The organism is Devosia crocina (assembly GCF_900116545.1).
In the GTDB taxonomy this organism is placed as follows: Bacteria; Pseudomonadota; Alphaproteobacteria; order Rhizobiales; family Devosiaceae; genus Devosia; species Devosia crocina.
This window is the reverse complement of the sequence record NZ_FPCK01000001.1, coordinates 1,375,624-1,388,134: the sequence shown is the minus strand read 5'-3', so window position 1 is coordinate 1,388,134 and position 12,511 is coordinate 1,375,624. Positions and strand designations below refer to the sequence as shown.

The window sequence follows — 12,511 nt, the reverse complement described above, 5'->3', positions numbered from 1 at the left end:
TGGTCTGCATGGATTCTCTCCCCTTTTTCCTCCTCGGCGTCGTCTGCCTCGCGGTCGCACTCAGCGGCGCCTTCATGGCCCGCGGCATCTATCGAAATCGCCATCGTGGCGAGCAGGACGGGCAGGATCAAGTCTGACGCGCCTGACGCAGACCGGAATGCTCCTCGGGCTCGGCCAGCCAAGCAACGAGTGTGCTCCCTGTCACACTGATCAAGCCAGCCGCCATGCTTACCGCTCAGGGCTCGCCAATGTGCCGGCCCAATCGTGCCAATAGGCTGCCACTTCCGAGGTCTGCTTGATGACACGGTCGGGCGCGGAGGGCGCAAGCCAGAGATCGAGGCGATAGCGATCCACTGGTACCTCGGTGATATTGGTGTCGAGCGCGTTGGCCTCCTCCATGTCGACGCCATAACACCGCGCCCTGTACTCGCCGCTCGGCACGGCTATACGCACGCCTTGATCAGCACCCCATTCCATCAGGGTGATCTCGCCTCGCGGTGCACGAAACGACACCTCAACGACCTCTTCCCACTCCTGATCGAGCTCTGGCGCAGCATCGAACAGGTTTACCGTCAGGCCAACTGGGCCGGTGTGAAGACCGGTGACCAGGAACAGAATTTCGGACGCTGCTGCGCCACATAGCCCATTGCTCTGCCCGATGAAGCTGTTTTCCATATTGCCGTCGAACGCACCATCCAGTTCGACATAGGCCTGCCCGTACTGCAGTTGGACTATTCCGGCGAAAAGCTCGATCATGATATGTCTCCCGCTTCCTGGTTGTCGCGCGCGTTCTGCTGCTTGCGAACCCAGCACCAGAACGGGTCCTCGGAACTCTCGTCGAATTCGCCCGGAACGTCCCCCAATATCTGCGCTGCCGTTTCGGGTATCACTACGCCGAAGCGGTCGCTCACCCAGGCGCGGAAGGCCAGATTGCGGCCGGATCTGCGAGGCGGAGCGGTTGGCTGGCTCAACCCTTCGTCGCTGATCTCCTCGTAGCCGATCGCGAGAAGCCGCAAAAAGTCGAGCGGCGTCTGGCCGAGCAGGCACACAAGCCCCTCCGACCCCAGATGCACGATCCGCTGAGTGCCCTCGTCGTCGAGCCAGAAAGCGGCATGGGATCCATCGCTTCCCGTGCGCGCGAAAGGAACAAGCCTCTCTTCGATGTTGCGAACGACATCGCCGAACCAGGCCCTGCCATCGTCTCGCGCCTGTTGCGGTGTAGCGACCCGGAACAAGATCGCGGTGATGAGGCCCGCCTGGACATCGTCCTCCGATCCCAACAGACCCAGCTTGTCGCCCGGAAAAGCTCCGCTTGGCATGAAGAAGTCCTGGGCTTCCATCCAATCGAAGGCCTCACGGAATTCGGACGGCAGAACCATTCCCGGCGGCAACCGACCTGCCATTTCCTGGGCATATCCCATCAAAATCTCCCTTCTTGTCTATATTGGACGGCGTAGTGAACTGCGCAGCGTATATCTATTGCCCGAAGCCGCCCCGAGTTCCCGCTGCTGGACCTTTAAACTTCTTCGGCGCAGGGCGCGGCAGAGGCCAGCTCGACGGCACGAAGCGCGATGGCATTCTTGAATCTGTGGCCCGGCCCGATGCCCGTCATCTGTTGACCAGCGACAAATCACGGCCTACCAATCGCTGCATGAAGATCGGGAACAGCTTTGTCGTAGTAGGTCGGCGCATGGGCACGGCAGCATAGCTGCCAGGCGAAAGCACCCATGCGCGGTAAATTCAGCCCCAAGCGGGGCTTTTTTATTGCCTGTTCACCCTTCATGCTCAGCGGTCATCATTGTGCGAACTGCATCCTCCAAGCCACGGCTTTCGACGCTGATCCTCGTGTCAGCACTCGCCATTCTACCCATCAACTTCTTTCTACCCTCGCTGCCGGCCATGGCCAGCGAGTTCGATGTCCCCTACGGATTGATGGGTCTGTCCCTGGCGGCATACGCCGCAGTGTCGGCATGCCTTCAACTGGTTCTTGGTCCCCTGTCCGACCGGCTCGGTCGCCGTCCGATCGTCCTGTGGGCGCTGGCGATATTCATTGTCGCGACGATCGGCTGCGCCATGGCACCCGATGCGGACACTTTTCTTGCCTGTCGAATGGTACAAGCCATAATTGCTCCGACATATGCGGTATCGCTTGCCGTCATTCGCGATACTACCAGCAGGGATCAGGCAGCAGCCCAGTTTGGCTACCTGGCCATGGCCTGGGCCTTGGCGCCAATGCTTGGGCCAACCCTGGGTGGACTACTGGATCAGGCGTTCGGTTGGAGATCCAGCTTCTATGCCCTGGCGGTCCTCGGGGGTGTGGTTTTGATCTTGTGCTGGACCGACTTGACGGAAACCAACGACACCCCACACAGCACAATAGCCGAACAGTATCGGGCCTATCCCGAACTCCTCGGCTCGAAGCGTTTCTGGGCGTACTGCGTCTGCATGGCTTTCTCGGTGGGTGCCTTTTATGCCTTCCTGGCCGGTGCCCCGCTGGCAGCTTCCGCCTTCGATTTGTCGCCCGCGATTCTCGGTCTTTACATGGGATCGATCACCGGTGGTTTCATGGCCGGCAGCTTTCTCGCCGGGCGGCTGGCCGGCAAGATAGGATCGACGACCTTGTTGGTTGCTGGAAGGATCCTGGCCTGCGCTGGTCTTCTGTTCGGTCTGGCACTCCATTTCGCCGGCGTCTGGCATGTGCTGGCCTTGTTTGGGCCCTGCCTGTTTGTTGGCGTTTCGAACGGCCTGACGCAACCGAGCGCCAATGTTGGTGCGATGTCCGTGCGTCCGAACCAGACGGGAAGTGCTGCCGGCTTGGCCGGTGCGATCACGGTGGCGGGAGCTTCCATCATGGCTGCGTTCGCGGGCGCGGTTTTGACCGAAGAGAACGCCCGGCCTGGCCTATTCGTAGTGATGCTCGCCTCGGCCGCAGCCGCCCTCTGCGCAGCCCTACTCGCCCGAAATCTCGAAAGTCCTAAACCCGTTTCGATCTAGGCGATTGTGGCGACTGCAGCTGTCATCATGTTGCAGGCCGTGCGCATAGGCTTCGATATCGCACTGTCGGCGCATCGGCGCGGCCTCGTCCTCAACCAGTTTCTTACCCAGCACATGGCAAATGCCCGCTGCGAAAGGTCAAGAGGAGTGGAACACACAACGAAAAGCGGGCATTTTCGATCAAGCCATTGGCGGGTGGGGAGGGATTCGAGTTCCCACTGCACCCCCAGTGGATCCGGGCATTTCAGACATGCTGTGTTACACAGTTTGTTGCACAGTTGGCCGTCCAAAAATCGGCTCTGTCTGACCGCACTCACGCTCGTCGGCGGGGTGTGAGATGACGGACAATCTGAACCTGGGCGACGCTATCAGCAAGGCAGTGGCCGCAAAACTCGATGCCGCGTTTGTCGAGAAAGAAGTTGAAGCTCGGGTCGCCAGACTGGTGACCGATGCTGTCGATAGCGCACTGCGCTCCTACAGCAAGACCGGCAAGCTCATTCAGGAAAAAGTGGAAGAGGCCCTCGAAGTGCCCGGTCTCGACCTACCCTCCTACGGGCAAGTCGTCGCGACGATGTTGAAGGCCCAAATCGAAGCACGAGTGGCCGAACTAGTTGCTGGTCGCTTGGCTGAGGATGTGGATGCGCTTCTCAAGCTCGCGCCGAAAACGATCAAGCTCTCAAAGATCGCCGAGGAGATGCTCAAGGAGCACGATAACGAGGCTTGGGGTGATCTGATCACCGTCATTGTCGAGCGCTCGGACTATGGCGGCACATGGATCTCTCTTGATGAGCAGACCCACTACGAGGATCGCCAAAAGTACGAGACGAGACACCGGCTGCTTGTTAGCAGCAACGGGACGATCAGCGCCCTGACCGTCGACAAGCGCGACATCAAGAACACCCAGCACTATGGGCCGATCTATGGCCTGGCCCAGCGTCTGCGCGCCTACTACGCCGCCCAAACGATCATAGAGATCGACGAGGACAACGTCGTCATCGGGCGGGGGGACTACTGATGACCCAGCTCCCCTTTAAGCGCCAGACCGTCGACATGGAAACCGGCAAGGTCACCGCGACCGATACAGTTTCCTTCAACATCCTGCCACCGCCGGCGGACACCTGCCAGGAGTGCGGGGTGAAGCACGATCCCGCACAGCCGCACAACGCCCAATCCCTGCACTACCAGTATTCGTTCTACGCCAAGAACGACGGCCGCTGGCCGACCTGGATTGATGCCATGGCGCATTGCTCTGAGGAGGTGCGCGAACACTGGACGGCAGAGCTCACCCGACTTGGGGTGGACGTAGCCGGCGGGAAGATCGCGCCTTGACCCCCTCCCGCATCATCGTCACCGGCCTCGGCCGCTGCGGCTCCAGCCTTACCATGCAGATGCTGGCGGCCGGCGGAATGCCTTCCGTCGGTAGATACCCAGACTTCGAGGTCGATCGTGCCACTCCAGACAGCATCACCGAAGCCTGGCTCAAAACCCAGACCGGCGCCGTGAAGGTGCTAGACCCCCATCGGATCCGGCCGCACCTTTTGGGACTACCCGATCAGCGTATCATCTGGCTTGCGCGAGATATGCGTGAACAGGCAAAGAGCCAGGCAAAGTTCCTACGGATTGCAGCTGGCCGTGCAGTCAATCGGCAGCAGGCCAAGGGTTTGGAGCGTTTGCTACGCAGCGACACCGCGACGTGCCACCGCCTCCTGTCGACCTTGCCCATTCCCGTCCTGCGCCTGACCTTTGAGCATCTGATCACCCATCCGGAGGGTGCTGCAAGCACCATTGCGGCTTTCGTGGCGCCGCTCTGGCTTGATGTAGGCGCGATGGCGCGTGTCGTCGTTCCAAGATCCGGCGCATGCCTGCCAGACATGCTCGAGCTGTCGCTCCTGGACGGTGCGGCATGACCTACGCCCCCGGCATCTATTTCGCCAACGAGCTCGGCACGCTATCGCGCTGGGAAGTGGTCAACTTTCTTTACTCAGTTCAGGGCTCGGTCTGCCTGATCTGCAACCACTACCTGCGCCGGGCCGAAGCCACCATCGACCATGTCGTGCCGCGCGCCCAGGGCGGTGCCCACCACATCCTCAACTGGGCTTTGGCCCATAGCCACTGCAATAGGTGGAAGGGCCACCGCATGCCGACGTTTGAGGAGTTCAAGCGTCACCGGCAACTGGTAAAGCGCATCCGGAACCAGCTGTTCAAGATCAAGGTGTCGCACTTCGTCAGCCGCGTTCGACGTGTCCTGAGGTGCCGTCCATGAGTCCCCCCGAGCTACCTCCCCCGTTCAGCATCCCGCCCGAGCTCCGAGTTCCGGTCGAGCGCGTAATGCAGCAGATGCGAACTGAAATCATCGATGCGGCCGACATGCTGCAGGGCCTCGGCCTACCTGCCGATCAGGCGTTCACTGTCGTCGTTCATCACAGCGTCCGGACAGCCTGTGCCATGGCAATGGACGTCGCCATCGCTGACGGACGCGAGCCCAACCTTGCCAACTGGCAGGCTGCCACCACCGAGACCTTCAACAAGGTCTTGGAACGGTGGCACCAACTTACCGAATCTGGAGAACCGCCTGATGCGTGACATCATGGTCGACATTGAAACCCTCGGCACCACCGCCGGCAGCCCTATCTTGAGCATAGCCGCGATCGCCTTCGACGCAGAAACGCAAGCTTGGGGCGAAGAATTTCAGGCCAACATCGACCCGGCCACTGCCTTGGCTCCAGGCATGGCGATCGACATCAAGACCGTCGCCTGGTGGATGGAGCAGAGCGAGGAGGCCCGCTCCGCTGCCTTCACGGGCACCATGCCCCTGCGCGACGCGCTCGACGGCTTCGCCCAGCTCATCAAGCAGCACCAGCCTGAACGCGTCTGGGCCAAGCCTCCCTCCTTCGATCTGGTCATTCTGGAAGCTGCCTACCGCGCCTTTGGGCAGGAAGCGCCATGGCACTACCGCACCCCGCGCGACATGCGCACCTTGACCGATTTCGCCATTTTCACGCGCAAGACGACGCCATCGCACATCGCGATCGAGGACGTGCGCGACCAGATCGGCGTGGTCATGGAGTGCTATGCGCGCCGCGCTGATCTCATGGACGCCGCGGGGGTGAAGCTAACATGACCGCCCCCATGACCCTCGATCGCGCGCTCGAGATTGTCGGCGCCATCGCTGACCGATACATCGCCAGCGAGATCAATCCCGACCACGAGCTGGGTTCGCTTGAAGGCGTCAGCCTCCGTGACATGCTCGACGCGTGCGACATCGTCCAGGCCGAGAACATCAGCAAGAGCGGCGGCGCGCGCACTATTCACGTCGTTCCCGATCCCCGCCTGATTGCCGCCGTCTACGCCTTCGAAAACTACCAGCCCTCTCGCACGGCTATCCTCTCGGTGCGCCAGCCGGGCGGCCACCTCAGGATGATGGCGGTCATCAACCAGCGCCCAAACCCCATGCACGCCGCAAACGAGGACGCAGCATGACCGCTCGTTTTGGACGCAACAAGCGCCGTGCTGCGCGCGAAGCTGTGGCGCAGGCGAATGCTGAACTGGAAGAGGCTAAGGCCGCTGCCGAGAGGGCGTCTGCACTGGCCGACCATCTTTATCAGCGAGCCTACAACGCTGAGCGCCTACTTGGAGAGGTCAAGGAGCGCCTGATCCGTGCAGTTGGCGCAGAAAGCGCGTTGCTCCCTCTCGATCTGCAACCCAAGCGCAAGCGGCCTCGAGAGGCCTGGGCACGAAGGCATCCGATTAAGCGGGATCTTGATGGGTTCATGGCCATGAGCGCGGTGCCCGGCCCCTTGTCTCTCGACATGGCTGGGGACGTCGTAGACCTATTTCGACTTGTAACGATCATCGAGCGCCACCCATACGACTTCAGCAAGCTGGTGCGATTCCAAGATAGTGGCGAAGACCACCGACGCGGATTTAGCCGTCGTGCTACCTGGATTTCAGCGCATGCCCTCCGCGACATCGGCATTATGGGAAGCGACTATCTTTCTCTTGTCGAAACCATCGCCCGCGACCTGATTGAACATCCCCCTCAGGAACATCGGGGATGAACGACCTCTTCACCCCCGTTGCAGATCCCGCGACCTTCTCCCCATGCCGCACTTGGCGCTATCGCCTTGAACGCCGCTGGGGCGACGGCGCCCAGGTGGCCTTCATCATGCTCAACCCGTCCACCGCAGACGAGGAGAACAACGACCCGACCATTCGGCGCTGCATCTCCTATGCCAAGCACTGGGGCTTCGGCGGCCTACTGATCGGTAACATCTTTGCCTTCCGCTCCACCGACCCCAAGGGCCTCTATTCCGCGCCTGACCCGATCGGGCCTGAGAACGATGACTGGCTAGACACCATCGCCAACCAGGCCGCAGCCATCGTCTGCGGCTGGGGCGTCCATGGTGCATATCAAGCCCGTGGGCGCGCGGTGCTCGATCGCCTCAGCCACCGCAAGCCTATGGCTTTGAAACTGACCGCCGACGGTCACCCGGGCCACCCCCTTTATCTGCGCAAAGATCTCGAACCGGAGCCAATCCAATGACCAAAGAACCTATTCCCGTAGAGCGGATAGATGAGATGCAGCTCGGCCGTTTCGATCATCACCCCGATCCAGCCATTGATTTCGAGATCGAGGTGCAGAGCCTTGAGGCGCGTCTATTCGATGCGAAAGGTAGGATCAGCAAGCCCGGAACCGCCCCAGAGACCGTCGCTACCGTGCTGGTGGATATTGAGCGAGCAATGGGCTTCCGGGTGGGTGGTGACCCGAGCGCAGTCGCTGCCAAGCAAATCCTTCGACGCCTCGAAAGCGACGCCAAAGAAGCCATCGGCTCCACCGAACTCAAAGAGCATCGCGCTCAAGGGGGCGTGAGGGTGACCGATGAGATGGTCCAAGCGGCCATGATGAAAGCCGATGAGTTAGATTTTCATCTGGATGACACTGACGCTCGCGAGCTCGTCGCTGCCGCCCTTTCAGCCTTGGAACCCGTAGCGGCAGAGCCGGCGGCGTGGGCAGGAAAGATGGTGAAGCTGCCCGATTGGGAAGCATCCCATAACGAGCGCCTATCTGCCGAACACCTAATGCTCGCTGGCTATGTCTTGGGTGATTATGCGTATGGGAATCTTGCCATGGGCTACGGCGTCACGGTGACGGTGCGAGAGGTCGGTCGTCTGATCGACTTCGCCCTATCCCACCCCTCACGCTCTTCCACACCGGTGGTGGAGGGCCTTGAAGTGTTCGCTAAGCACACCAATCACAGTCTCGGTTTTCACGAAAAGGTCTATGGAGACGACGACGATTTGCCGACCCATGGCAAGTGGGTGATCTGGCGCGAAACCGGCGGCATCAATGATCGGGAATGGGACGTTATCGCCACCGGGAGCACGCCTCAGGAGGCCTTTGCAGCCCTCTCCCTCTCCATTGAGGAGGGTAAGCATGCCTGACAAGACCGCATGGCAATACCAGCGCACGCAAATCACCGAGCAGCTGCGCGAAGCGGCCGCCAACGAGGCCTGCGGCGTCTGGCAGCCCTGTACCGGATGCCACGAGACCAACGAAGGCTACGAGACCGGGCACTACGCCTATAGCGACGTTCTCAAATGCTACATCGGTATCGGCTGCAGCGAGTGCGGAGGACTGGGAGCGGTCTGGGAATACTGGACCAAGGAAGCGCTCGACATGATGGCCGAGGAAGCTCGCCACCCACCACGTCCGCAATTCACTTTCGAGCTGCACCCGATGGACACTGCCCCATCCGGCGTGGAGGACATGGAGCCGGCCGAGCTCGAAACCCATGAGGGCTCCTGGGCCATCGTGCTCGGCACGAATGCCAAGCCGCTCGGCTGGATCGACACACACGAGCCGTTCAAGAATCGGGTTTATCTAGATCGGGTCCTGACCTGACAGGCTCGTAAGCCTCCTCATGCCACTTCCAGACCTTCTTGACCGAGGGGCGACAAATCCTGTCACCCCTGTTGGGGAAGCCGAAGCCCTTGCGTGTCGGCCGCCCGCATATCGAGCAATCCCGAAACAGCGTGTGCGGGCTTTGACTTTCCCCGTAAACCTTCACCAGGTCGGCGGTTAGAAATATCCGCGTCCGCCGGCAGCTGCCGCACTTGACGATGATGGTTCGGTTATCTGTTGCCATGCCACCGAGCGTCATTGCCTCGATGGTCCGGCGGCTGGGTGTCATGCTCATGGTGCGCCTCGATCTGCACGAGGGCCGGAGTCCTACGACGAGAACAGAAACAGAACAAGCCGCGACATCTTGGGGGTCGGTCGCGGCTGATCTACTATGCAGAGGGCGGCGCTTTGTCCGTTGGTCCCTTGCCCTTGAGGCGAAGGACCTCTTCCAGCAGCCGTGTCAGCCATTCATCGCTGGACAGCATGCGAGCCGTAAATTCCAGCACAAACCAGGCCGAGAAGCCGGCAAAGCAGCTTGCCGCCATATAGTGCTCAAGCGTTGAGCCTTGCAGGAACCAGAAGATGCCCTGCACGCCTGGCGCAAAGATCACGCCGGCCACCGGGGCCAAGAGGATTCGGTAGAGCCCGTTGGCCGTGCTCTTGGGTGCCACCATCACCATGCTGATCAGCACGCCGACGACGGCGCCGAAGAATTTCGCCGCCCAGATCGATAAGTCCATTGAAGCCGCCTCTTGGGTGCTCATGCGTCACGGACCTTCTTCGATGCCGCGCTTGATGGTGTCGTAGTGCGTTGCGCAAAGCGCGATCCGCCCGTTGGCCTGGTCGAGCTGGGCGCGTTCGCGCCGCAAAACCACCACTGGCGAGTCGCCGAGCCCCGCTGACGCATGCGGGATCTGCTGACGGCACTCGCCGGGCCACACGGGCAGAATGATCTTTGCCGAGGTTCGCCCGAGATCAGCGGCCGCCGCTTGGCGTGCCTGCTGGCTTGGGGAGCACCCCGAGAAACTCAAGATCGCGAGCATCGAGGCCGCAAACCCGATCTTTTTCGACCAGTTCCGCTGCATAGCGGTCAACCTCCTGCTGCAGAATGTCGAGGGCCGCCTGGCGGTCCTGCTCGATGCGCTGGCTTTCGCGAATGAAACTTTCAGTGGCACGCTCGCTGGCACGGAACAGACGCAGCTGCTCGTCTGCACGAGCTTCCGCGGCTGCGGATTGCACCTGACCTGTGCACAGCTCTTGCTGCGTCCGGATGATGGCGGGCCGCTCGAACCAGTCGAACATGACACCGCGCAGGAGCCACCCGCCCGTTCCGGCCGGCACGGCGCCGAGGACAAGGCCAAGGGCTAGGACGGTGCCGGGAGCAATACGGGCGAGGAGGCCGATCATTTACCTGCTAGCCCCTCGAGACACATTGCGTGCTCCGCCTTGCGACGATTGACGAGGCCCTGCACCACCTTGCCGCCGGCGCGATTCCAGACCAGGAGCTGGTCGCAGGCGCCGAGGAAGTCACCCAGGTTCGCCTTGCGAACGAGAGTGCTGCGGCAGAAGGCGCCTGTGCCGATATTGTAGGAGAGAGACACGAAGGCCGCATAGGTCTTGTGGGGCAGCCGATCCTCGACAGTCAGGCACTTGTCCACCGCTGCTGCGAACTCGACAATGCCGTCGCCCAGCATGGTCTTGCACTCTTCGACGGTAGCGGTATCGCCCATCTTTACGCCGCGGGTTTCCCCAAAGCAGATGGTCGGAACGCCAACGATGTCGCGATAGGCCGTGGTGCGCATGCCTTCCCAGCCGCCGACAAACGAAACAACCAGCGCCAGGGCCATCGCCCCGCGCTTCCAGGTCTTACTCATCTCGATCTCCCTTGAGGTCCTTCTGCGCCACAAGGCGCGCGACAAAGGCGCCGGCCGTTGCAAGGCCGATGAGCAGTGCTGTCACCACAGGGGGAAAAGGAAGATGGCCGCCGATCAGGGGCAACACCACCTCGAGGAACGAGAGCAATGCGGCCACCGCCATAAGGCGGATGCTCCACGCGTGCCGAAGCACTGCCTGCCAATCGGCAGCCAACTCGGGCTTCGCTATTTGTGGAAGTCGGGCCATGAACACTGTCCTTGTGGAACAGCACGTTCATGCGCTTTCAGCGAACATAGCCCGATTGCGCTAAAGTAGGAAGGGGCCGTTTAGTTCCATCACGAAGACGGCTGTGTTTTCGTTGGCTGCCCCAGTCTCCCTTCCTGCTGCCACACCGACAGGAGTGGAAACAAGCGATGGTCACTTTGGACTGGAAGATCATCAAATAGCGGCTTCCGCATGGGTTCAGTCTTCGGAAGCACTGGGATTGAGAAACCGTCAAACCTCAGTTCAAAAACGCCATCGGTGGAGAACCAGAGATCCGGAGTTTCAAACAGCAAGCTGGTATCACCCACCCCAGTGGTTGTTGGCATAAGGTAGTTGTGCAAAAGCCTCCCTGTCTCCGTCAACTGGATCGTTGAGGGGGGGAGTTGGTAGTCCGGGCTCATAGCGCGGCTTACATCCGCATTCAGGAAGGGCAGCCTAAAATTCATGCTCGCCGCGAATTCGATCGCACCAATATCTCGAAGCAGACCAAGTTGCGATTCGACATCATCAACGCCTGCACTTGCTATTACAGCTGCAAAGGGTGCTGGACGAACTACCGTGGCGCACCGCATCACGTGCACAAAGAGGTTTGCGCCGGTGGCATCCATTCGTCGTACGAGATCCTGAACAGGCTTAGGTACTCGACCAGACTTCTGCTGTGTCGCGTTTGCGAGCAGCTTAGCAAAGATGTCGACCAAGGCATCGTCGGACACATCCTTTACGCTCTCCATCCACTCGATCGCATAATCAGGATGTATAGGGTGCACGTCCTGCTCATCGTCAACAGCATTGGCATAATGAGTTGCTCGCGCAGCGGCCTCCGCAATGCGCTCGGTGCGAACGAACTCAAGTCCTAAAATCCTCGCCTGAGTGGCCTCGGCGATCTCTGGATTATTTCGATAGAGACTGGCGATCTTGGAAGCGGCTTCGGCGTCCTTAACTGCCACGGCTCGTTTCGCCGCCCCAACCGTTCGCGTCAGGAGATACTGGTGCGCTGGCTCATACAGCGCATAAATGCCCGCCGTAATTCCTTTCACCACTTCAGCAGCTGCTGGCGAACTAGCAACTTTGCCTAGGCCGAAAACATCGTTGAAACTGATAAGCGACTTAGAATTCCCCGATTCCTCGCTCATAATTTACCCTCCCCGCAGAACTACAGATTAGTACATCCTAGCCGGTAGCATGCTCCGCAGCCACCGCGACAATTCGGGATCACTGATCAGCACCCCCTCCTCCCTCTTGGCCGCATTTCGAGCCCCCGCGGCGCCGGAGCCGCTTGCAACTGTCAATGCGCTGAAGCGCCAAATTCGGCCTGGTTCCGCAAACTTCCCTTCGCCGCAGGAGGTCCGTAAGATGCTAGAAAATCTGGGTCTGACGACACACTTGAAGTCAGAAGCGATGTATGGAGAGTGGTATAATAGCGCTGGGAAACGCCACCGCTGGCTTCTTCAAAATAGCCGCGCGATCTTTGATCTC

The 12,511-nt window shown here is 60.5% G+C and carries 20 protein-coding genes; 13 read left to right on the top strand and 7 right to left on the bottom strand.

Translation table 11 applies throughout. From position 1 onward, the window contains the following. Positions 1-8: 8 nt before the first annotated feature. Entirely contained in the window at positions 9-137 is a 129-nt protein-coding gene (locus BM364_RS18765; RefSeq protein WP_280140627.1) for a hypothetical protein, read from the top strand. A gap of 91 nt (positions 138-228) precedes the next feature. Here the strand turns inward: BM364_RS18765 and BM364_RS06680 are convergent, their stop codons facing one another. Next, on the bottom strand, positions 229-756 hold the full coding sequence (locus tag BM364_RS06680; protein WP_092422561.1) for a hypothetical protein: 528 nt from the start codon (positions 754-756) through the stop codon (positions 229-231). Then, the gene (locus BM364_RS06675) at positions 753-1,421 is read right to left on the bottom strand and encodes a hypothetical protein (RefSeq protein WP_092422558.1); all 669 of its coding nucleotides are present in this window, start codon (positions 1,419-1,421) and stop codon (positions 753-755) included. The genes BM364_RS06680 and BM364_RS06675 overlap by 4 nt, the downstream gene beginning before the upstream one ends. Positions 1,422-1,800: 379 nt before the next feature. Between BM364_RS06675 and BM364_RS06670 the strand changes: the two genes are divergently transcribed. The 12 genes from BM364_RS06670 to BM364_RS06620 all read left to right on the top strand — a co-directional run bounded on the left by BM364_RS06670 (position 1,801) and on the right by BM364_RS06620 (position 8,896). Continuing rightward, positions 1,801-2,994: a multidrug effflux MFS transporter gene (locus tag BM364_RS06670; RefSeq protein ID WP_210186391.1), complete on the top strand. Its 1,194-nt coding sequence runs from the start codon at positions 1,801-1,803 to the stop codon at positions 2,992-2,994. Positions 2,995-3,331: 337 nt separating this feature from the next. Continuing rightward, positions 3,332-4,009 (top strand): hypothetical protein, encoded by a 678-nt coding sequence (locus BM364_RS06665; RefSeq protein WP_092422555.1) that lies wholly within the window; start codon positions 3,332-3,334, stop codon positions 4,007-4,009. Next, positions 4,009-4,323: a hypothetical protein gene (locus BM364_RS06660; RefSeq protein WP_210186390.1), complete on the top strand. Its 315-nt coding sequence runs from the start codon at positions 4,009-4,011 to the stop codon at positions 4,321-4,323. The genes BM364_RS06665 and BM364_RS06660 overlap by 1 nt, the downstream gene beginning before the upstream one ends. After that, positions 4,320-4,901 carry a sulfotransferase family protein gene (locus BM364_RS06655; RefSeq protein WP_092422552.1) on the top strand — a complete coding sequence of 194 codons (582 nt, stop codon included), beginning with the start codon at positions 4,320-4,322 and terminating at the stop codon, positions 4,899-4,901. Before BM364_RS06660 ends, BM364_RS06655 begins: the two co-directional genes overlap by 4 nt. Beyond that, the gene (locus BM364_RS06650) at positions 4,898-5,257 is read left to right on the top strand and encodes an HNH endonuclease (RefSeq protein WP_175528490.1); all 360 of its coding nucleotides are present in this window, start codon (positions 4,898-4,900) and stop codon (positions 5,255-5,257) included. The genes BM364_RS06655 and BM364_RS06650 overlap by 4 nt, the downstream gene beginning before the upstream one ends. A gap of 65 nt (positions 5,258-5,322) precedes the next feature. Continuing rightward, a complete protein-coding gene (locus tag BM364_RS18405) occupies positions 5,323-5,577 on the top strand; it encodes a hypothetical protein (RefSeq protein ID WP_175528489.1) in 255 nt (84 codons plus the stop codon). Further along, a complete protein-coding gene (locus tag BM364_RS06645) occupies positions 5,570-6,115 on the top strand; it encodes a 3'-5' exonuclease (RefSeq protein WP_175528488.1) in 546 nt (181 codons plus the stop codon). The genes BM364_RS18405 and BM364_RS06645 overlap by 8 nt, the downstream gene beginning before the upstream one ends. A gap of 8 nt (positions 6,116-6,123) precedes the next feature. Next, on the top strand, positions 6,124-6,474 hold the full coding sequence (locus BM364_RS06640; protein WP_139232516.1) for a hypothetical protein: 351 nt from the start codon (positions 6,124-6,126) through the stop codon (positions 6,472-6,474). Further along, positions 6,471-7,052, top strand: coding sequence for a hypothetical protein (locus tag BM364_RS06635; protein WP_092422540.1), 582 nt, complete (start codon positions 6,471-6,473; stop codon positions 7,050-7,052). Before BM364_RS06640 ends, BM364_RS06635 begins: the two co-directional genes overlap by 4 nt. Continuing rightward, complete coding sequence (locus tag BM364_RS06630; protein WP_092422537.1) at positions 7,049-7,537, top strand: DUF1643 domain-containing protein; 489 nt, start codon at positions 7,049-7,051, stop codon at positions 7,535-7,537. Before BM364_RS06635 ends, BM364_RS06630 begins: the two co-directional genes overlap by 4 nt. Then, positions 7,534-8,436, top strand: coding sequence for a hypothetical protein (locus BM364_RS06625; protein WP_139232515.1), 903 nt, complete (start codon positions 7,534-7,536; stop codon positions 8,434-8,436). Before BM364_RS06630 ends, BM364_RS06625 begins: the two co-directional genes overlap by 4 nt. Further along, on the top strand, positions 8,429-8,896 hold the full coding sequence (locus BM364_RS06620) for a hypothetical protein (RefSeq protein WP_092422531.1): 468 nt from the start codon (positions 8,429-8,431) through the stop codon (positions 8,894-8,896). Before BM364_RS06625 ends, BM364_RS06620 begins: the two co-directional genes overlap by 8 nt. A 389-nt stretch (positions 8,897-9,285) precedes the next feature. On the opposite strand, the gene BM364_RS06615 is transcribed toward BM364_RS06620, so the two are convergent. The 5 genes from BM364_RS06615 to BM364_RS06595 form a co-directional block, all read right to left on the bottom strand. Continuing rightward, positions 9,286-9,636 (bottom strand): DUF6107 family protein, encoded by a 351-nt coding sequence (locus tag BM364_RS06615; protein WP_092422528.1) that lies wholly within the window; start codon positions 9,634-9,636, stop codon positions 9,286-9,288. A 235-nt stretch (positions 9,637-9,871) separates the two neighbouring features. Beyond that, entirely contained in the window at positions 9,872-10,303 is a 432-nt protein-coding gene (locus BM364_RS06610) for a hypothetical protein (protein WP_092422525.1), read from the bottom strand. After that, the gene (locus tag BM364_RS06605; RefSeq protein WP_175528487.1) at positions 10,300-10,770 is read right to left on the bottom strand and encodes a lysozyme; all 471 of its coding nucleotides are present in this window, start codon (positions 10,768-10,770) and stop codon (positions 10,300-10,302) included. Before BM364_RS06605 ends, BM364_RS06610 begins: the two co-directional genes overlap by 4 nt. After that, complete coding sequence (locus BM364_RS06600) at positions 10,763-11,017, bottom strand: DUF7940 domain-containing protein (RefSeq protein ID WP_092422522.1); 255 nt, start codon at positions 11,015-11,017, stop codon at positions 10,763-10,765. Before BM364_RS06600 ends, BM364_RS06605 begins: the two co-directional genes overlap by 8 nt. Before the next feature lie 89 nt (positions 11,018-11,106). Continuing rightward, on the bottom strand, positions 11,107-12,168 hold the full coding sequence (locus BM364_RS06595; protein ID WP_092422519.1) for a hypothetical protein: 1,062 nt from the start codon (positions 12,166-12,168) through the stop codon (positions 11,107-11,109). Between the last annotated feature and the right edge of the window lie 343 nt (positions 12,169-12,511).

Bases quoted from the DNA above. Each gene is read 5' to 3' on its own strand.
- BM364_RS06630 (WP_092422537.1), top strand. From the start codon at position 7,049: ATGAACGACCTCTTCACCCCCGTTGCAGATCCCGCGACCTTCTCCCCA.
- BM364_RS18765 (WP_280140627.1), top strand. From the start codon at position 9: ATGGATTCTCTCCCCTTTTTCCTCCTCGGCGTCGTCTGCCTCGCGGTC.
- BM364_RS06610 (WP_092422525.1), bottom strand. From the start codon at position 10,303: ATGATCGGCCTCCTCGCCCGTATTGCTCCCGGCACCGTCCTAGCCCTT.
- BM364_RS06605 (WP_175528487.1), bottom strand. From the start codon at position 10,770: ATGAGTAAGACCTGGAAGCGCGGGGCGATGGCCCTGGCGCTGGTTGTT.
- BM364_RS06620 (WP_092422531.1), top strand. From the start codon at position 8,429: ATGCCTGACAAGACCGCATGGCAATACCAGCGCACGCAAATCACCGAG.
- BM364_RS06650 (WP_175528490.1), top strand. From the start codon at position 4,898: ATGACCTACGCCCCCGGCATCTATTTCGCCAACGAGCTCGGCACGCTA.
- BM364_RS06645 (WP_175528488.1), top strand. From the start codon at position 5,570: ATGCGTGACATCATGGTCGACATTGAAACCCTCGGCACCACCGCCGGC.
- BM364_RS06640 (WP_139232516.1), top strand. From the start codon at position 6,124: ATGACCCTCGATCGCGCGCTCGAGATTGTCGGCGCCATCGCTGACCGA.
- BM364_RS06600 (WP_092422522.1), bottom strand. From the start codon at position 11,017: ATGGCCCGACTTCCACAAATAGCGAAGCCCGAGTTGGCTGCCGATTGG.
- BM364_RS06680 (WP_092422561.1), bottom strand. From the start codon at position 756: ATGATCGAGCTTTTCGCCGGAATAGTCCAACTGCAGTACGGGCAGGCC.
- BM364_RS06615 (WP_092422528.1), bottom strand. From the start codon at position 9,636: ATGGACTTATCGATCTGGGCGGCGAAATTCTTCGGCGCCGTCGTCGGC.
- BM364_RS06660 (WP_210186390.1), top strand. From the start codon at position 4,009: ATGACCCAGCTCCCCTTTAAGCGCCAGACCGTCGACATGGAAACCGGC.
- BM364_RS06625 (WP_139232515.1), top strand. From the start codon at position 7,534: ATGACCAAAGAACCTATTCCCGTAGAGCGGATAGATGAGATGCAGCTC.
- BM364_RS06635 (WP_092422540.1), top strand. From the start codon at position 6,471: ATGACCGCTCGTTTTGGACGCAACAAGCGCCGTGCTGCGCGCGAAGCT.
- BM364_RS06665 (WP_092422555.1), top strand. From the start codon at position 3,332: ATGACGGACAATCTGAACCTGGGCGACGCTATCAGCAAGGCAGTGGCC.
- BM364_RS18405 (WP_175528489.1), top strand. From the start codon at position 5,323: ATGCAGCAGATGCGAACTGAAATCATCGATGCGGCCGACATGCTGCAG.
- BM364_RS06595 (WP_092422519.1), bottom strand. From the start codon at position 12,168: ATGAGCGAGGAATCGGGGAATTCTAAGTCGCTTATCAGTTTCAACGAT.
- BM364_RS06675 (WP_092422558.1), bottom strand. From the start codon at position 1,421: ATGGGATATGCCCAGGAAATGGCAGGTCGGTTGCCGCCGGGAATGGTT.